The organism is Janthinobacterium sp. GW821-FHT03A03 (genome assembly GCF_059421435.1).
Map to the genome: position 1 here is coordinate 217194 of NZ_JBWKUZ010000008.1, position 18288 is coordinate 235481.

General features: G+C 62.1%; 17 protein-coding genes and 1 pseudogene. 7 read left to right on the forward strand and 11 right to left on the reverse strand.

Annotated elements, in window-relative coordinates; translation table 11 throughout:
* Positions 1–59 precede the first annotated feature (59 nt).
* Genes lptF through AC07VI_RS17400 form a run of 4 tightly spaced genes read left to right on the forward strand, consistent with a single transcriptional unit; the run spans position 60 to position 3755 of the window.
* Positions 60–1205: an LPS export ABC transporter permease LptF gene (lptF, locus tag AC07VI_RS17385; protein ID WP_086147357.1), complete on the forward strand. Its 1146-nt coding sequence runs from the start codon at positions 60–62 to the stop codon at positions 1203–1205.
* Positions 1202–2371, forward strand: coding sequence for an LPS export ABC transporter permease LptG (gene lptG / locus AC07VI_RS17390; protein WP_086147356.1), 1170 nt, complete (start codon positions 1202–1204; stop codon positions 2369–2371). Before lptF ends, lptG begins: the two co-directional genes overlap by 4 nt.
* Positions 2371–2778 carry a sirohydrochlorin chelatase gene (locus AC07VI_RS17395; protein ID WP_086147355.1) on the forward strand — a complete coding sequence of 136 codons (408 nt, stop codon included), beginning with the start codon at positions 2371–2373 and terminating at the stop codon, positions 2776–2778. Before lptG ends, AC07VI_RS17395 begins: the two co-directional genes overlap by 1 nt.
* A complete protein-coding gene (locus AC07VI_RS17400) occupies positions 2775–3755 on the forward strand; it encodes a stealth family protein (protein WP_226936445.1) in 981 nt (326 codons plus the stop codon). Before AC07VI_RS17395 ends, AC07VI_RS17400 begins: the two co-directional genes overlap by 4 nt.
* Here AC07VI_RS17400 and AC07VI_RS17405 read toward each other — a convergent pair.
* From AC07VI_RS17405 to AC07VI_RS17440, 8 genes and pseudogenes are all read right to left on the reverse strand, one after another.
* On the reverse strand, positions 3752–4405 hold the full coding sequence (locus AC07VI_RS17405) for a hypothetical protein (protein ID WP_492992993.1): 654 nt from the start codon (positions 4403–4405) through the stop codon (positions 3752–3754). The two genes, AC07VI_RS17400 and AC07VI_RS17405, sit on opposite strands and share 4 nt — an antisense overlap.
* 251 nt (positions 4406–4656) lie before the next feature.
* Entirely contained in the window at positions 4657–5421 is a 765-nt protein-coding gene (gene cobA, locus AC07VI_RS17410) for a uroporphyrinogen-III C-methyltransferase (protein WP_086147352.1), read from the reverse strand.
* Positions 5422–5450: 29 nt separating this feature from the next.
* Positions 5451–6767, reverse strand: a complete 1317-nt coding sequence (locus tag AC07VI_RS17415) for a sulfate adenylyltransferase subunit 1 (protein ID WP_086147351.1) — start codon at positions 6765–6767, stop codon at positions 5451–5453.
* Positions 6767–7681: pseudogene (gene cysD / locus AC07VI_RS17420) on the reverse strand (sulfate adenylyltransferase subunit CysD); the annotation flags it as partial. The pseudogene cysD and the gene AC07VI_RS17415, both read right to left, overlap by 1 nt.
* 27 nt (positions 7682–7708) lie before the next feature.
* On the reverse strand, positions 7709–8425 hold the full coding sequence (locus AC07VI_RS17425) for a phosphoadenylyl-sulfate reductase (RefSeq protein ID WP_086147349.1): 717 nt from the start codon (positions 8423–8425) through the stop codon (positions 7709–7711).
* Positions 8426–8434: 9 nt separating this feature from the next.
* Positions 8435–8995, reverse strand: a complete 561-nt coding sequence (locus AC07VI_RS17430; RefSeq protein WP_086147348.1) for a DUF934 domain-containing protein — start codon at positions 8993–8995, stop codon at positions 8435–8437.
* Entirely contained in the window at positions 8988–10676 is a 1689-nt protein-coding gene (locus AC07VI_RS17435; RefSeq protein ID WP_086147347.1) for a nitrite/sulfite reductase, read from the reverse strand. Before AC07VI_RS17435 ends, AC07VI_RS17430 begins: the two co-directional genes overlap by 8 nt.
* Before the next feature lie 82 nt (positions 10677–10758).
* Positions 10759–11532 (reverse strand): sulfite exporter TauE/SafE family protein, encoded by a 774-nt coding sequence (locus AC07VI_RS17440; protein WP_086147346.1) that lies wholly within the window; start codon positions 11530–11532, stop codon positions 10759–10761.
* A gap of 160 nt (positions 11533–11692) precedes the next feature.
* Here AC07VI_RS17440 and AC07VI_RS17445 point away from each other — a divergent pair, with 160 nt between their 5' ends.
* The 3 genes from AC07VI_RS17445 to AC07VI_RS17455 all read left to right on the forward strand — a co-directional run bounded on the left by AC07VI_RS17445 (position 11693) and on the right by AC07VI_RS17455 (position 14488).
* Entirely contained in the window at positions 11693–12634 is a 942-nt protein-coding gene (locus AC07VI_RS17445; RefSeq protein ID WP_086138738.1) for a CysB family HTH-type transcriptional regulator, read from the forward strand.
* A 61-nt stretch (positions 12635–12695) separates the two neighbouring features.
* Positions 12696–13346, forward strand: coding sequence for a class I SAM-dependent methyltransferase (locus AC07VI_RS17450; protein ID WP_086147345.1), 651 nt, complete (start codon positions 12696–12698; stop codon positions 13344–13346).
* 194 nt (positions 13347–13540) lie between these two features.
* Positions 13541–14488, forward strand: a complete 948-nt coding sequence (locus tag AC07VI_RS17455) for a porin (RefSeq protein WP_086147344.1) — start codon at positions 13541–13543, stop codon at positions 14486–14488.
* Between the two features lie 47 nt (positions 14489–14535).
* On the opposite strand, the gene AC07VI_RS17460 is transcribed toward AC07VI_RS17455, so the two are convergent.
* The 3 genes from AC07VI_RS17460 to AC07VI_RS17470 form a co-directional block, all read right to left on the reverse strand.
* Complete coding sequence (locus AC07VI_RS17460; protein WP_086147343.1) at positions 14536–15720, reverse strand: PAS domain-containing sensor histidine kinase; 1185 nt, start codon at positions 15718–15720, stop codon at positions 14536–14538.
* Positions 15721–15890: 170 nt separating this feature from the next.
* Positions 15891–16649 carry a LytR/AlgR family response regulator transcription factor gene (locus AC07VI_RS17465; RefSeq protein ID WP_086147342.1) on the reverse strand — a complete coding sequence of 253 codons (759 nt, stop codon included), beginning with the start codon at positions 16647–16649 and terminating at the stop codon, positions 15891–15893.
* Between the two features lie 63 nt (positions 16650–16712).
* A complete protein-coding gene (locus AC07VI_RS17470) occupies positions 16713–18014 on the reverse strand; it encodes a sensor histidine kinase (RefSeq protein ID WP_086147341.1) in 1302 nt (433 codons plus the stop codon).
* Between the last annotated feature and the right edge of the window lie 274 nt (positions 18015–18288).

The window sequence follows — 18288 nt, forward strand, 5'->3', positions numbered from 1 at the left end:
CCGTTTTCATTTACTAGTAACGTGTTACTCAACTAACTGACCCGAATTATAAACTCCGAATGATCTTTCAACGCGCCCTTCGACGTGAATTGGCTAGTGCCGCCGGGGCCACCTTCACTGTTTTGTTCAGCATCCTGCTCACCTGGATGCTGATCGGTATTCTCGGCAAGGCGGCGGGCGGCAAGATTGCGTCGTCCGACGTCATGTCGCTGATGGTCTTTTCGGCCCTGATGCAGCTGCCCACCATCCTCATTCTCACCGGATTCATTGCGGTGCTGATGGTCGTCACGCGCAGCTACAAGGAGTCGGAGATGGTGGTGTGGTTCGCCTCCGGCCTGAGCCTGTCGCGCTGGATCTGGCCCGTACTGAGCTTCGGCCTGCCGCTGGTGCTGGCCACCGGCATCCTGAGCCTGTACGCCACGCCGTGGGCGCAAAAGAAAAGCGACGAGTATGTGGCGCGCTTTGAAAAGCGCGAAGACCTGCAGAAAGTCACGCCGGGCCAGTTCCGCGAATCGGCCGGCAGCAACCGCATCTTTTTCGTCGAGGGTGTCACCGGCGAGAAAAACGTGGTGCAGAACGTGTTCGTCAACACGGTCGATGAAAAAGGCAGCGCCGTCGTCGTCGTCGCCAAAGAAGGCGTGATCAATACCGACGCCCGGGGCGAACGCTTCCTGGTCCTCAAGAGCGGCCGCCGCTACCAGGGCACGCCGACGCAGGCCGACTTTCAGACCATGGAATTCGAGCAGTACATCATGCGCATCGAAAGCAAGCAGCAAGACCTGGGGGCGGATCTGGGCGTGCGCGCCATGAGCACCATGGCGCTGATCGCCGAACCGAATCCCTACACCATGGCCGAACTGCTGTGGAGGGTCAGCGCGCCGCTGATCGGCCTGATGCTGATCCTGCTGGCCATCCCGCTGGGCTTTGTCAATCCGCGCGCCGGCAGTTCGGCCAACCTGATCGTGGCCTTGCTGATCTTCTTTACGTACAGCAATCTGATCAAGGTGGTCGAGGCGAGCGTAAAACAGGGGCGCCTGAGCTTTGGCGTGGCCTGGTGGCCGCTGCACCTGCTGGCGGCGCTGGCCGTGGTGGCGCTGTTCGCCTGGCGCCTGAATGTGAACCACCGCTATCATCCGCTGGTCCTGCTGGCGTCCTTCAAGCGCGCGCGCCGCGCCGGCAACCCAAGTAAAGCGGCATCGAAATGAAGATTTTACAGCGCTATTTTGCCGTCTCGATTTTCCAGGCGGTGCTGTTCGTCCTGCTGGCCTTCCTGGCGCTGCAGGCTTTCATCGACCTGACGGGCGAGCTGCCCAAGGTGGGCAAGAACGGCTACAGCATCCAGTACGCCTTCCTGTACGTGCTGGTGCTGGTGCCGGGCCACGTCTATGAAGTGATGCCGATCGCCGCCCTGATCGGCACCATCTACACGATGGCGCAGTTTGCCGCCAGCTCGGAATTTACCATCATGCGGGCGTCGAGCATGTCGACGGCGATGGCGGCCGGCTTCCTGTTCCGCATCGGTATCGTCTTTGTCGTCATCACCTTCATCTTCGGCGAGTTGATCACGCCGCGCACGGAGCCGCTGGCCGAGCGCCTCAAGCTGACCTCGCGCGGCGCGGCCGTGTCGAGCGAATTTCGCTCCGGCCTGTGGACCAAGGACATGGTCAAGAGCGAGGGCCTGACGGGCGCCGTCACCGGCTCGCGCTTCTTCAATGTTGGCGAAGCGCGTCCTGACGGCCAGCTGAAAAACGTCAAGCTGTATGAATTTGACACCACAATGCGCTTGCGCACCTTGACCGTGGCCAATAGTGCTACTTATCAGGGCAATAATACCTGGCGTCTGACCGATGTGACGGAAACCTCGTTCTCGAACAGCGCCGCCGCCTCGCCGGGCTACGCGCCCAAGCTGGAAAACTACTATGGCCAGGAAACGAGCCTGGTACGCACGGTAAAGAGCGCGAGCAAGGACATGGTGTCCGAAGTGACGCCGAAGATTCTGACGGTGTCCGCGTCCGACCCGGAACGCATGTCGGCCAGCGAACTGGCCGTGTATACGCGCCACCTGGCCGAGAACAAGCAGGAAACGGAGCGCTTCCGCATCGCCTTCTGGAAAAAGCTGATCGATCCGCTGGCCATCTTCGTGCTGATGGCGCTGGCGCTGCCCTTCGCCTACATGCATACGCGCAGCGGCGGCATCAGCCTGAAGATCTTCATCGGCATCATGATCGGCGTGAGCTTCATGCTGGTCAACACGCTGTTCTCGCACCTGGGCTTGCTGAGCACCTGGCCGGCCTTCCTGACGGCCGTGGCGCCGAGCGCCCTGTACCTGCTGCTGGCGCTGGGCGCCCTGTGGTGGGTGGAGCGGCACTGATGGAGACGAACGTGAAACAGGCACTGATCTTGTTTGCCCACGGCGCGCGCGCCGCATCATGGGCCGCGCCGTTCGAGCGCCTGCGCGAGCTGACGCAGGCGCGCATGCCCGGCACCGCCGTGCACCTGGCCTTCCTGGAACTGATGACGCCGCGCCTGCCCGAGCTGGTGGCGACCCTGCTGACTGACTTGCCCGCCGGCGCCATCCTGGACGTCACCGTGGTGCCGGTGTTCCTGGGGCAGGGCGGGCATGTGCTGCGCGACTTGCCCCTGTTGCTTGACGAACTGCGCCAGCAGCATCCGGCACTGCGCCTGAACGTGGTCGAGGCGGTGGGCGAGAACGCCAGCGTGCTGGCCGCCATCGCCGATTACTGCGTGGCCGCGCCAGCTTCCATTTCCCGGCCTTGAACGGCAGCGCCGCCGCCATCGATGTCGTCTACCTGTGGGTCGACGGCGCCGATCCGGCCTGGCGCGCGCGCCGGCAGCAGGCGTACGCCGCCTGGGCGCAGGCGCATCCGGGCCAGCTGGCCCTGCACGGCAACGTGGCTGGCCGCTACCGCGACAACGGCGAATTGCGCTACAACCTGCGCGCGCTCGAGCGTTTCTTCCCCGGCCACGGCCATATCTACCTGCTGACGGACCGGCAGGTGCCGGCCTGGCTGCGCGCATCGAAGCGCCTGACGGTGATCGACCACGCCAGCCTGATGCCCGGCGCGGCCTTGCCCGTCTTTGATTCAGGTCATATCGAATCGTATCTGCACCATATTCCCGGCCTGTCCGAGCGCTTCCTGTACCTGAATGACGACGTCTTCCTGGGGGCGCCGTTCGAGCCGGCATTCTGGTTTGGCGAGGGGGACGACGGCCGCCTGAGCGTGTTCACGGAAAGCGCGCTGCAGCAGGAAGCGGATGGCTTGCGCGCCGACGTGGCGGCGCCCGTCAATTGCGCTGCCTTGTCGCGGCAATGGCTGTCGGCGCAGTATGCGGGCTACCGGCACGAGCCGCGCCTGTACGCGCATGCGCCGCGGCCCATGCTGAAAAGCGCGCTGCACGAGCTGGAAGGGCTGGCGCCGTCCATGTTTGCCGGCGTGCGGGCCACGGTGTTCCGTGCATGGCAGGTGCCGGCATTGCTGCCGGACCTGGTGCCGCGCTGGATGGTGCACATGGGGTATGCGCATGCGCATGTTCTCGATCCGCTGCATGTCGCCAGCGGCGACGCGGACGCGCCGCGGCAGCTGGAGCAGCTGCTGGCGCATTTCGGCCGCCTGCCATTCTTCTGCATCAACGACACCTGCGACGAAGCGGACGATGACGATCCGCGCCTGCTGCGCGTGGCGGCCACCTTGCAGCAGCTGCTGCCGCTGCCATCGTCGTTCGAACGGACCTAGCTGGCCTGTTTTCCCCTGGAAGCCAGGCTGATGCGCGCCGCGGCCGAGCTGTCGGACAGCGCAGCGAGGAACAGCAGCAGGTAGGCGCCCAGTTCCAGCACTTCTTCACCGAGCAGCGCATAAGCGTCCGGCATGCCGTGAAACACCTTCTTGTCGAACGGCCAGCCGGCCACCATCAGCAGGCCGCCGATGAGGGTCAGGATGGTAATGCGCATGGCGAAGATCTGCGGCGCCGCCGCAAACACCTTGCGCGCGCTGGGCGCGAAGAAGACCAGCAGGCGTATCAGGATCAGCAATTCCACCACGCGCAGGGCTTTTTCTGCCTGCGCCCAGGCGGGCGCCGTGCCGAACTGGTCGATATCGAGTTCGCGCAGCAGGAAACCGAACAGCAGGGCGGACATGCCTGCGTGCATCAGAAAGCGCAGCGACTGGCGCTCGGTTTCCTGCCAGGCGCGCATGCCGTGCACCGTGCAGGCCAGGGCCAGGAACAGCGCCTGCAGCCATTCCAGAAGATGGTTTTCGTCATCGATATCAGGAAAGACCGTCCACAGGGCGATGGAGGCTGCCATGCTCAGGAGTACGGCGCTGGCGACGCCGGCATTGCTGCGGCTGAGCGAAATCAGGGCTTCGCGCATGGAATTGACATTCATTGTTGGGTCGTAACTGCTAAAGTTGCGCGGCGGCGGTATTGCAGCCTGCGGGCGCAGCTTTTTTCGGGGAGACTGCCGCGCGCTTCCCGTCAGCCGGGAGGCCGCGCAGCAAGCGCTATGGCGGGGGGTAGCGTGAATTTCATTGCTATTACGCAATAACTTCTCGAGAAAAGATGCGTCAGCATCCTATCATGTTTTTTCTGAAGACGTCAGTTACTGACTTTAAAGTCGGTAAAATACGCTGTGTTTATTCAAGCATGGCGCGCCAGAATGGCGGCCGCTCCTTCGACGCTCTGGTGCATGCGCATGGCCATGGCGTCGCCCAGCATCACGAGCACGGGGCCGTGGGTGTCGCCCAGGCCCTGCGCCAGCGCGCCCAGCGGCAGGCGCACGATGCGCTGCCCGGGGCGGCTGCAGTTTTCAATTACCACCACGGGCGTGTCCGGGCGCCAGCCATGGGCCAGCAGGCGCTGCGCCGTGGCGATGGCTTCGCGGCCACCCATGTATTGCACCAGGGTATCGCAGTCGGGGATGCGCGTCTGCTCCGGTTCGCCCGGCGCCGTGCTGGACGTGAAAAAGGCCACGCTGCGCGCCACGCCGCGCTTGGTCAGCGGCTGCTGCGTGGCGGCCGCGGCTGCCAGGGCCGTGGTAATGCCGGGCACCACTTCGACGGTGATGCCTGCCTCTTCCAGCGCCCGCAATTCCTCGTCGGCGCGGCCGAACAGCATGGGGTCGCCCCCTTTCAGGCGCACCACGACGGCGTGCTTGCGGGCGTTGTCGACCAGTTGCTTGTTGATGAAGGCTTGCGCCGTCGACAACTGGCCGCAGCGCTTGCCCACAAGAATCTTTTGCGCTTGCGGGCACAGTTCCAGCATCTCGGCCGTGACGAGAGCGTCATGCAGCACGACGTCGGCCTGCGCCAGCAGGCGCGCGCCGCGCAAGGTCATCAGGTCTTGCGCGCCGGGGCCGGCGCCGATCAGGTAGACCTTGCCGGGCAGGGATGGGAAGCTGTTCATATGGCTGCCTTTCTTGGTCGATGCGCGGATTACAGCCGGACCATGCCTGCGGCAACGGTCTGGTGGGTGACTTCGTCGATCAGGATAAACGCCCCGGTGGCGCGGATATCGTCATACGCATCGGCCGCCAGCGCCTGCTGCACGTTCAGGCTGATACGGGCGATGTCGTTGAGCTTCAGGCCTTCGGCCGGATGGCGCTGCTGCGTATTGATGTCGAGGATCGATTCGATCGCCGTCACTTTGGCCGCCGTCTGCTTGGTGCCGTGCTTGATCCAGTACTTGCGGCGCAGGTCCAGCGCGTCTTCCGACAGCCAGCACACGTCGGCCACCACCTGTTTCAGCAGGGTGGCGGGGCGCTCGTTGCTGGCCAGCAAGTCGCCGCGCGAAATGTCCAGATATTCATTCAGCAGCAGGGTCACGGACTGGCCCACCACGGCCGTCGGCAGCGAGCCGTCGAGCGTAACGATATCCTTGACGGTTGCCGTCTGGCCCGACGGCTGCACCAGCAGGGTGTCGCCGATGCTGACCTTGCCTGCCTCGATGCGGCCCATGTAGCCGCGGAAGTCGTTCGCTTCGTGGCCATTGTGGCGCGCCACCAGCTGCACCGGGAAGCGGAACGGCGCGTCGTGCGATTCGTCGTACACGGACAAGGACTCCAGCAGCTCGATCAGGGTCGGACCCGTGTACCAGCCCAGCTTGTCGCCGCGCTCGACGACGTTGTCGCCCGTCAAGGCCGACAATGGAATCGGCGTGATGTCTTTCAGGCCCAGCGACTGGGCAAACTCGCGGTAGGCGGCGACGATGCGGTTGTAGACCGTCTCATCGTAGTCGACCAGGTCCATCTTGTTGACGGCCACGACCACGTGCTCGATCTGCAGCAAGTGGGCGATGGTCGAATGACGTTTGGTCTGGATCAACAATTCCACGCTGCCATCGTCACCGAGTTTGACCTTCGACACGTCGATCAAAATGATGACGGCGTCGGCGGTGGACGCGCCTGTCACCATGTTGCGCGTGTACTGCTCGTGGCCCGGCGTGTCGGCAATGATGAACTTGCGTTTCGGCGTGGCAAAGTAGCGGTAAGCCACGTCGATGGTGATGCCTTGCTCGCGCTCCGCTTCGAGGCCGTCCGTCAGCAGCGACAGGTCGACCGTGTCGCCCACCGTGCGCTTGTGCTTGGAGCGCGACATGGCGTCGAGCTGGTCGGCGAAGATGCCCTTGCTGTCGAACAGCAAACGGCCGATCAGGGTGCTCTTGCCGTCATCGACGGAACCGGCCGTGATGAAGCGCAACATGCCGCGCTCCAGGTTATCGGTCAAATTGGTGTTCTGGATTGCTGCGTTCATTAGAAATACCCTGCTTTCTTGCGTTTTTCCATCGAGGCTTCGGAAGTCTGGTCGTCCATGCGGGTGGCGCCACGCTCCGTGATTTGCGTGATTGCCGTTTCGGCGATGATGGCGTCCACGGTTGCCGCATCGGACGAGACGGGGCAGGTGCACGAGATGTCGCCCACCGTGCGGAAGCGCACGACTTGCGTTTCCACCGTTTCGCCGTCGCGCGGCGGCGTCAGATCCGTCAGCGGCACCAGCAGACCGTTGCGCGGGATCACCTGGCGCTCGTGCGCGAAGTAGATCGGCGGCAATTCCAGTTGTTCGCGGGCGATGTATTGCCACACGTCCAGTTCGGTCCAGTTCGAGATGGGAAAGACGCGCATGTTCTCGCCGGGATGCACGCGGGTGTTATACAAGTCCCACAGTTCCGGGCGCTGGGCTTTCGGGTCCCAGGCGCCGAATTCGTCGCGGAAGGAAAAGATGCGTTCCTTGGCGCGGGCCTTTTCCTCATCGCGGCGGGCGCCGCCGATGCAGGCGTCAAAACCGTGTTCGGCGATGGTTTCCAGCAAGGTCACGGCTTGCGCCGCGTTGCGCGAGTCCGTGGCCGGGTTACGCAGGCGCACGGTGCCCCGCTTGATCGAGTCTTCCACGGAGCCGACGATCAGGCGCTCGCCCAGCTGCGCCACCTTTTTGTCACGGAAAGTGATGACTTCCGGGAAGTTGTGGCCCGTGTCGATATGCACGAGGGGGAAGGGAAACTTGCCTGGGCGGAAGGCCTTCTCGGCCAGGCGCAGCAGGACGACGGAATCCTTGCCGCCAGAGAACAACAGGGCGGGATTGGCCGATTCGGCCGCCACTTCGCGCATGATGTGGATGGCTTCCGACTCAAGGCTGTCGAGGTGACGCTGGTTCAAAATATTGCTCATATTGGATGCTTTCTTATTCTGTGTGTCTGTTCAAGCTGCCACGGATTTGATGCGGATCAACTTACCGTCGACCATGTGCAGGCCGCATTCCTTGGAATCGGGGTTTTCCCACCACCAGCGTCCGGCGCGCACGTCTTCGCCCGGCTGCACGGCCCGCGTGCACGGTTCGCAGCCGATCGACGGGTAGCCCTGGTCGTGCAGCGCGTTGTAGGGCACGTCGTTGGCACGGATATAGTCCCACACATCCTGCTCGGACCAGTCGGCCAGCGGATTGAATTTCGTCATCGCATGCGCCGCGTCGTCTTCCTGGACGTGCAATTCGGCGCGCGTGGCGGACTGGGCGCGGCGTTGTCCCGTGACCCAGGCCTTGTTGCCGGCCAGGGCGCGGCCCAGCGGTTCGACCTTGCGGATGCGGCAGCATTCGCGGCGCATCTCGACGCTGTTGTAGAAGGCGTTCAGGCCGTTCTGTTCCACGTAGGCGGCGACAAGCTCCGGCTGCGGGCGGTACAGGGTGATGTCGTGGCCGTAGCGGGCCTTGACCTTGTCGAGCACGGCCAGGGTTTCCTGGTGCAGCCGGCCTGTCTCCAGGGAAAAGATGCCGATTGGCAACTTCGCCTTGAGTATCATGTCGGTCAGCACCATGTCTTCGGCTGCCAGGCTGGACGCGAACACGGCCGGCGAAAAGTCCGCGGCGATGCGTGCCAGCGTTTGCCCGGTGGCGTCAATCAAAGTAGTCAGATCGCTCATGATTGGCCCTCAGATGCCGGCCGCGTTGTCGAGGTCAGGATTCTGGCCTTCGCGGTGGTGGCGGCGGAACAGCGGGGTTTTCTGGTCCCACGAGGCCTGGTAGGTTTCCGAAAAGACCGATAAACCTTTCAGGGCGTCATGGATGCTGCGGTCCGGGCGCGTCGCATACGCGTCGAAGCCGACGCGGTGCATCGAGAATAATTGGTCGCGCAGCACGTCGCCGATGGCGCGCAATTCTCCGCGGAAACCGAGGCGGGCGCGCAGGTTGAAGGCGATGGAGTAGCCGCGGCCATCCGTGAATTTCGGGAAATCCACGCCGATGACGGGCAGCACGTCCACGTCGGCCGCCAGCTCTTCCGGGCGCTCGTCGCTGGCCAGCCACACGCCGATGTCGGGCAGGCGGGCGGCCAGGGTTGCGCGCTGGGCTTGCCAAACGAGCAAGGGGACGATGACCTGGCCGGCAGGCACGACCACCGTTTCCGGCGTGTCGGTCTCATCGAGGCGCAGCAAGCCCCAGGTATTCGGCACCACGGCGGCGTTTTTGATGATTTCTTCGCGTACTTCAAACATATTCGTCTTCTCCCACCAGGTTGCCGACCGTGATCGGCGTTGCATAGACATGTTCCTTGAACGGCGCCAGGCCCAGACGCTGGGCCGTGTCGACGAAGCGCTCGCCTTCATGGCGGTCGCGCACGTAGACGTGCAGCAGGCGCGCGATCACTTCAGGCATTTGCAGCGAGGAGAACGATGGCCCGATGATCTTGCCGATGGCCGCGTTGTTGCCTTGCGCGCCGCCGATCGACACTTGATACCATTCGCTGCCATCCTTGTCGACGCCGAGGATGCCGATGCTGCCCACGTGGTGGTGGCCGCAGGCATTGATGCAGCCGGAAATGTTCAGTTCGATCTCGCCGATGTCGTGCTGGAAGTCGATGCTGTCGAAGCGCTCCGCGATGGCGGCCGCGATCGGCAGCGACTTGGCGTTCGCCAGCGAGCAGAAATCGCCGCCCGGGCAGCAGATCATGTCCGTCAGCAAGCCGATGTTCGGCGTGGCCAGGCCGTGCGCCTTGGCTTCCTGCCACAGTGCGAACAGTTTCGACTGTTCCACGTCGGCCAGCACCAGGTTCTGCTCATGCGTCACGCGCAGTTCGCCAAAGCTGTAGCGCTCGGCCAGGTCGGCCACGAAGTCGATCTGCTCGGCCGTCGCGTCGCCGGGCGGCACGCCGGTTTTCTTCAGGGACAGTACCACGGCAACGTAGCCGGGACGCTGGTGCGGCTTGACGTTGCGCGCCAGCCAGTTGACATAGGCCTTGTTGTCCGCGTGTTCGGCCTGGTAGTCGAGTTCCGGCAGGGCCAGGTAGGCGGGCGGATTGAAGAAGTCCGCCACGCGCTGCATTTCCTCGGCCGTCAGGGTTTCCGGACCGTCCTTCAGGTCGACCCACTCCGCTTCCACCTGGCGCGTGAATTCTTCCACGCCGATGGCTTTCAACAGGATCTTGATGCGCGCCTTGTATTTGTTGTCGCGCCGGCCGTGCAGGTTGTATACGCGCATGATGGCCTGGATATACGTCAGCAAATGCTGCCACGGCAGGAATTCGCGCACGACGCTGCCCAGGATGGGCGTGCGGCCCATGCCGCCGCCCGCCATCACCTTGAAGCCCACTTCGCCCGCTTCATTGCGCACGGCCGTCAGGCCGATGTCATGCACGGCGATGGCGGCGCGGTCTTCCTCGGCGCCATTGATGGCGACCTTGAATTTACGGGGCAGGGCGATGAATTCGGGGTGGAAGGTGCTCCACTGGCGCAACACTTCCGCGTACGGGCGCGGATCGATGATTTCATCGGCGGCGACGCCGGCGTACGGGTCCGATGTGGTATTACGGATACAGTTGCCGGAAGTCTGGATCGCGTGCATTTCGACGGACGCCAGGTCCGTCAGGATATCGGGCGTTTGCTCCAGTTCAATCCAGTTGAACTGGATGTTCTGGCGCGTCGTGAAGTGGCCATAGCCGCGGTCGTACTTGCGCGCGATGTGCGCGAACATGCGCATCTGCTTGGACGACAGCAAGCCGTAGGGCACGGCGATGCGCAGCATGTAGGCGTGGCGTTGCATGTACAGGCCGTTCTGCAGGCGCAGCGGAATGAATTCCTCTTCCGTCAGTTCATTGGCGATACGGCGCGCAACCTGGTCTCGGTACTGGGCGATGCGTTCTTTGATGATGAGGTGGTCGTACTGATCGTAATGGTACATATCAATTCCTAAAAAAGCCGGGGTGCTGGAAGACTGCCTGGGATGATGTTCTTGATACTGCTCTTGTCACTTGTTCGGTCAATTAATAGATTAGCTTTACTGCCACGCCGGTCAAGGTCATCGCCAGCAGCACTCTTAAAAACTTTTCCGGCATGGAGCGGGCCACCCAGGAACCGAGCGTGATGCCGGGCAGGGAGCCGACCAGCAAGGAGGCCAGCAATTCCCAGTGGATGGAGCCGAGCCACCAGTGGCCCAGGGCGGCAATGGCCGTCAGGGGGACGGCGTAGGCGATGTCGGTGCCCGCCACTTCGGCCGAGCTCATGCGTGGATACAGCATCACCAGCAAGGTGGCGCCGATGGCGCCGGCGCCGATCGACGACACCGTCACCAGCACGCCCAGCACGGCGCCGGCGATGATGGTCGCAGCGGCAAGCTTGTTACCTTGTAATTGTTTCTCGGGGTGTGCATTGATCCACGCCAGCATGCGGCCCTTGAAGATCAGCGCCACGACGGTCAGCAGCACGGAGGCGGCGATCGAGTAACGGATGATCTGGCCGATTTCCGGCGACAGGGTGCCGAACGATTTGAGCGCCAGGGTGGACACGACGGCGGCGGGCAGGGCGCCGATGCACAGGCGCCTGACGATATCCCAGCGGATGGTGCCGCGCAGGCGGTGCGTCAGGGTGCCGGCGCTCTTGGTGATCGAGGCGAACGCCAGGTCCGTGCCCACGGCCACGGAGGGGGGCACGCCAAACAGCAAGGTTAACAGCGGCGTCATCAGCGAACCGCCGCCCACGCCGGTCATTCCTACCAGTAATCCAACGGCAAATCCTGAGACTATATAAGACAAAGTCATGCTTGTACCCCCAAAGTACTCACAATAGTAATAAACTTAGTGTTTATTCCAAACTACTAAGTACGCATTTGCTTATATGCGATATGCGTATATGCATGAACGCAAAATCATGGGTGGGGCGGAAACTCGGCAAATCACGGCAATCTAGGGCAAATCAGCAATGAATCTCCATCAACTGCGCTTCGTGCGCGAAGCGGTCCGGCAGAACTACAACCTGACGGACGCCGCCAAGGCCTTGTTCACGTCGCAACCGGGCGTCTCGAAAGCCATTATCGAGCTGGAAGAGGAACTGGGCGTGGATATTTTTACGCGCCACGGCAAGCGCATCCGCGGCCTGACGGAACCGGGCCGTCTGGTGCTGGAGTCCGTCGAGCTGATCATGCAGGAAATCGACAGCATGAAGCGCATCGGCAAGGAATTCGCGGCGCAGGACAGCGGCAGCTTTACCATTGCCACCACGCATACGCAGGCGCGCTACACCTTGCCCAAGGTGGTGCAGGCCTTCATGCTGAAGTTCCCCAAGGTGCGATTGTCATTGCTGCAAGGCAATCCGCGCCAGATCGCCGAGATGGTGCAGCGCGACCAGGCCGACCTGGCTATCGCCACGGAATCGATCGCCGCCATCGATGGCCTGATTACCTTGCCATGTTATCAATGGGAACACGTGGTGGTGGTGCCCCTCGACCATCCGCTGCTCAAGTCGAAGTCCGTGACCCTGGAAGAAATCGCCGCCTTCCCCCTGATTACCTATGACAGCGCGTTTGCCGGACGCAACAAGATCGACCATGCTTTCGTGCTGCGCGGCCTGAAGCCGGACATCTTGCTGGAAGCCATCGACGCGGACGTGATCAAGACTTATGTCGAGTTGGGCATGGGGATTGGTATCATAGCGGGTATGGCCTTCGATGCCGAGCGCGACAAAGGCTTGCGCGCCATCCCTGTCGGCCACCTGTTCGGCATGAATGTGTCGCGCGTGGCCGTCAAGCAGGGCGCGTACTTGCGCAGCTATATTTATACCTTTATCGAGTTGCTGACGCCGACCCTGAACCGCAAGCTCATCGAGCAGGCGATGAGCGGTGATAAAGAGCACTACGAACTCTAACAATGCAGGAAGTCGGCCGGGCGATGTGCCTGGCCAAGATTATTTAAGAAGAGAAGAAACAATGATTACCGATCAGCTTGCCAAATATTACGCCACCATCGCGCAGCAGTACGAGCGCGTCTATGACAAGCCCGAACGCCAGGAAGACCTGGAAGTGTTGCGCGACAAGGTCGCCGACGCGCTGGAAGGCCACACCGTGCTGGAACTGGCCTGCGGCACCGGCTACTGGACGGAAGTGCTCGCCGACTCGGCCGAGTCCGTGCTGGCCACCGATATCAACGATGAAATGCTGGCGCTGGCGCAAAAGCGCGGCTTGCCCGACAACGTCACCTTCGCCAAGCTCGACGCGTTCAGCCTGCCCGACGATTTGCTGGGCAAATTTACGGCCGTGTTCGCCGGTTTCTGGTGGTCGCACGTCAAGCGCGAAGACCAGGACAAATACCTGAAGCAATTGCGCGCGAAGCTGGGCAAGGACATCCTGCTGGTCCTGATCGACAATTCCTATGTCGATGGCAGCAGCACCGTGATCGCGCGCACTGATCTGGAAGGCAATACCCACCAGTTCCGCACGACGGATGCGGGTGAGCGCTATGAAGTGTTGAAGAATTTTCCATCGGATAGCCACCTGCGCAAGAAGTTTGCCCACTCGGCCCGCGAAATCCGCATGAAGCGCCTGGAGTACTACTGGCTGCTCAGCTGCCGCCTGAAGTAAGGCCGGCACGGCAAGACAAACCGCCTGCGGGCGGTTTTTTTTCGCCTGTTGTTTTTATGTAACACGGTGTTGTGCCAAAAAGCAACATCTTGTCGATGTCATATTGTTGAAGTATTTCGTGGGCATGATTCGGTTCAGCAGCTAAGTAGCTCAGCAGCAGCTCATCTTGTCCAACCTAATGTAGAGAATCTCAAGTGAAAAAAATTACTCTGGCAGCATTGATCATCGGCACCTTTGCAGCGGCTACGGCACAAGCACAATCGAACGTCACCGTGTACGGCCTGGTTGACCTCGGTATTGCCAAGACCACTGGCCAGCCAACCGTCGAGCGCGAAAACAATGCGTCGCGCCTCGGTTTCAAGGGGACGGAAGATCTGGGTGGCGGCCTGTCCGCAATTTTCAACCTGGAAAGTGAATTCCTGGCCGACACTGGCGCCCAAAAAGGCGTGTTGTTCGACCGTCAAGCCTACGTGGGCTTGAAAGGCGCTTTCGGTACCGCCATCCTGGGCCGCACCAAGAATCTGGTCGATGGCACCATCGCCCGCGTCGACCCATTCAACACCTACGGCGTGGTCGGCAAGAACAATGAAGCCCTGCTGCGTTCGGGCGTCGGCACGTCGCGCGTCAACAATGCCGTGACCTACAACAGCCCGAGCTTTGACGGCTTCGTGGCCAGCCTGCAATACGTGCTGAGCGAAGTCAACAGCGCTGATGCCGGCGTGCTCGGCCTGGCAACCTACGACAATGGCCCGATCAGCCTGCATGCCGGCTACGAAAAAGTCGTGCAGGCAACGGCTGTAGCGCCAAAGGCCGACCTGTGGTCGATCGGTGGCGGCTATAAATTCGGCCCAGCCAAGATCACGGCCGCCTACTCGAAAGGCGACACCAAGGTTGCCACGACCGGCGAATTCAAGTCCTACCTGATCGGCCTGAACTACACGGTTGGCGGCGGTGATGCCAAAGTATCGTACGGCAAGCAAGAGCAAAGCAATAACAAGGTCAATGACCTGGACACCATCAAGGAATTCGGCATCGGTTACGACTACCACCTGTCGAAGCGCACCGACGTGTACGCCTACGCTGGTCGCGAGCGCGTCAAGTCGCTGACCTCGTACCAGGTCGGTATCGCGCACAAGTTCTAAGCATCGCCAGCAACCATGCAATGCGAGGCGCCTGCGGGCGCCTTTTTTCATTCCTGCATGACCGTTTCCGTTGCTTTGGCATGCATGGGCAGCGAGATTTCGATGCGCGTGCCGCCCAGTTCACTATCGGCGCCGATATGGATGCTGCCATGCAAACCCCATACGCGTTCGCGCATGCCCAGCAGACCCAGGGCCGTGGCTTTTTCCATGTCCTGTTCGGCGATGCCGCGGCCGTCATCCTGGATCGTGATGGCCAGCGAGGAATCGATGCGGTGCAGGGCGATGGTGATATGGCTGGCCTCGGCATGACGGGCGATATTCGTCAGCGCCTCTTGCACGATGCGGTAGATGGCCGTGCTGCGCGCATCGTCGAGCACCAGGTCGGCCTCATCGGCCAGCAAGTCGAAATGTATGGCGCGGCGCAACAGAAAGTCATGGCGCAGTTTTTGCAGCGCGAAATACAGCCCCCCCTCATCGAGTGCGCGCGGCCGCAGATTGCTGGCGATGCGGCGCAGCGAGGTAATCGCCGTCACCAGCAAGCCATCCATGCCCTGCAGCAGCGCCTGCAGGGAGGTGCTCGTGTCCGTGTGCTGGCGCACGAGGGTCAGGTCGACGCGCAAGGTGGCCAGCAACTGCCCCAGGTCGTCATGCAGTTCGCGCGCGATATGCTTGCGCTCTTCCTCGCGGATGGTTTGCAGCGCGCTCGACAATTCACGCAGTTGCGAAAAGGAACGGGCCAGCTGTTCATGCACCTGCTTGCGGGCGCTGATGTCGCGCACGATGATGGTGTACACGGTGCGCCCGCCTTCCTGCAAGGCCGACAGCGACCCTTCGAGGGGAAACATGGCGCCGTCGCTGCGCCTGCCTGTCAAGGTGTAATCGGTGGCCCGCCGGCCGGTCAGGCGCAGCTCCTGGCTGATGTCACCAAACGGCGCATCGCTGTCGTGATTGCCCAGGCTGCGCAAGTCGCGCAGGATGTAGTGGCCCAGGCGCATGCCGCGCATGCGCGCCGGCGTGTCGTCAAACAGCCTGGCTGCGGCCGGGTTCGCATGCAGGATGACTTGGCGGCTGTCGATGCTGATGATGGCGTCGCTGGCGCTGTCGATGATGGCCTGGCCCCGCGCCTGCCGTTGCCGGTTGGCCTTGAGCGGGGGGAATAAAAGCAGCAAGAGCGCCGCCGTCATGCCCAGGGGCAGGATGCGCAGCAGTCCGGAGTTGCCTCGGTCAGGCATGGGTATATCTCCTTGCGAACGTGTACGAAGGAAGGCAGGCAAGACGGGGATGGCGGCAGGACTGTATCTAGCCTATGCCTGCTGGGGCGGCGCGGCTTGATGTGGCGCAGGAAGGGCGGCGGGCGAAATCAAGGCGCCGCACCGGGCGGACCGGGCGGCGGCGGGAGGGACTACATTTGCTTGAACAGGTGCAGGAAGCTGCGGCTTACTTCGAGCTTGTCGGACTTGCCTTTGATGAGCACCAGGTGGCGGCCGCGGATGTCGCGCGTCACGCCTTCGATGGCGTTCACGTTGACCAGCGTGGCGCGGTGGATTTGCCAGAACAGCGAGGGGTCGAGCTCTTCCGCCAGGTCGCGCACGGGCTTGCGGATCAGCGCTTCATACTTGGCCGTCTGCACGCAGGTGTATTTCTCGTCGGAACGGAAGAACAGGATCTCTTCCACGGGGATCATGCGCAAGTCCTGGCCGATGCTCGCTTGTATCCATTGCAAATAGGTGGGCTTGGCCGTGATTTTTTCGGCCAGCTGCGACAGCATGGCCGTGACGCTGCTGTTGACGTCCAGCGCCGGCTTGTTCAAGTGCGTTTTCAGGCGTTCCACCGTCACCAGCAGGCGTTCGTGCTCGGGCGGCTTGAGCACGTAGTCGACGGCGCCCCGTTCGAACGCTTCGACGGCATGGGTGTCGTAGGCCGTGACGAAGACGATATGGCTCTTGCTGCCAATTACTTGCGCCGCTTCCATGCCCGTCTTGCCCGGCATGCGGATATCGAGGAAGGCAAAGTCCGGCTTGAGCTGCTCCACCAGTTCGATCGCTTCGTCGCCATTCTTGGCTTCGCCGATGATTTCCAGTTCGGGCCAGGCCTGGCCCAGGCGCAGGCGCAGCTGGTCGCGCATCAGTCTTTCGTCGTCGGCAATAATAGCGGTAGGCATAGGTCTCAAGTGTGAACTGGCGAAGATTGATTATTCAATGATTTAGCGCTTTTATCAACTGTCTTATTTGGACAACTGATACGGCACTTCGATCACGGCGCACACGCCGGACGGTTGATTTGGCGTAATGGTCAGGCTGCCCTGGTCGCCGTGCAACAATTTCAGGCGTTCGCGGATGGTGGGCAAGCCCAGGCCCGTGCCATCGCTGGGCACGACGCCAAAGCCGAGGCCGTCGTCGGTGACCGTCACGCGCAGCTTGCTGTGCGCCACTTCGGCCACGATGCGCAGGGTGCCGCCTTCCGGCTTGACTTCCAGGCCGTGCTTGATGGCGTTTTCCACCATCGACTGCAGCATCATGGGCGGGAAGGCGGCGCTGCGCAAGCCGTCGGGAATCTGGAAATCGACGGTCAGGCGTTCCTCCATGCGCATTTTCAGCAGGTTCAGGTAGGCTTGCACCATGTCCGCTTCACGCCCCAGGTTGGTAATCAGGGCGTTGTCGCGCATTTGCGGCAGTACGGCGCGCAGATACTGGATCAGGCTGCGCTGCATCTTGGCCGCGCGCGGCGGGTCGGTCTGGATCAGGTGCTCGACGGAGGCCAGCGTGTTGAACAGGAAGTGCGGCTCGACTTGCGCCTGCATCATCTGCATCTTCGCTTCGCTGAGCTGGCGCTGCATGGATTCGCGCTCGGCCGCTTCGTTGGCCGTGACGGTTTCCGCCTCGGCGCGTTTCTTTCCGCCAACCAGGGCCTTCATGGCGAACAGGGCCAATACGAGCAGCGAGACAAAACTCTTGAACCAGGTGGAAGCTTGTTGGTGGTAGCGCGAAACCTTTTGTTCGGCGGCGTCATCAACGGCTTCCTCGATGGCGTTCGACAGTTCTTCGCCGATTTGTGGCGGCAATTCGATGTGAACCTCTTCCCCGGATGCATTGGTCGTCACCGGATAGCTGGGCTTGGCCGGCGCCGCGGGAGCGGCCGGCGGCTCGGGCGGCGCCGGCGGCACGGCGCTGGCCTGTTCGTCCGCCTCGGCGGCATCGGCAGGTTCACTGGCGGCATCGGCCGTGCTGTTGCGCCGGTTCTTGCCATTGCGCGGATTGAAATGGATGCCCGTGTCGTCGATCAGGATATTGGTATCGCCCGTGCCTTTGCTGCTGCGCTTGTGCGACTTGATGACGACCTCCTCATTCGGACTCGATGAGAACAGTTCATCCTGCAAAATGGAGCCGGCGATCAGTGCCAGGGCGGCAAACAGGAAAAATTTCCACCAAGACAGCTGAGTGACCCAGGTCGTGGTCGCGTCAAATGCCCGTTGCAACCAGGCGAGGATGGTTTTCAACAGTTGCGGCAAGTTGGAAATCGGGAGCATGTGGACGCTTTCAAATACAGGATACAAGAGTTAATCGACGCGGCGGACAAGTTTAACCTGTTGTTGCGCCGTGTCAGAGTCTGATGTTGCCACTGTGCCTAAAGCCATGGCGTGACGCCAGCCCCTTGCGACAGGCTGCACAAAAGGACGCTTGAAGTGAGCACTTTGCCTGCTGGGCGGGGAGTTGTTTGGATGGGGCTGCAAATTAGCCCTTGCGGGGCGTGCGGGGCAGGGCTATAATTCGCCCCCTCGCTGAACGACGCATGCAAATGCT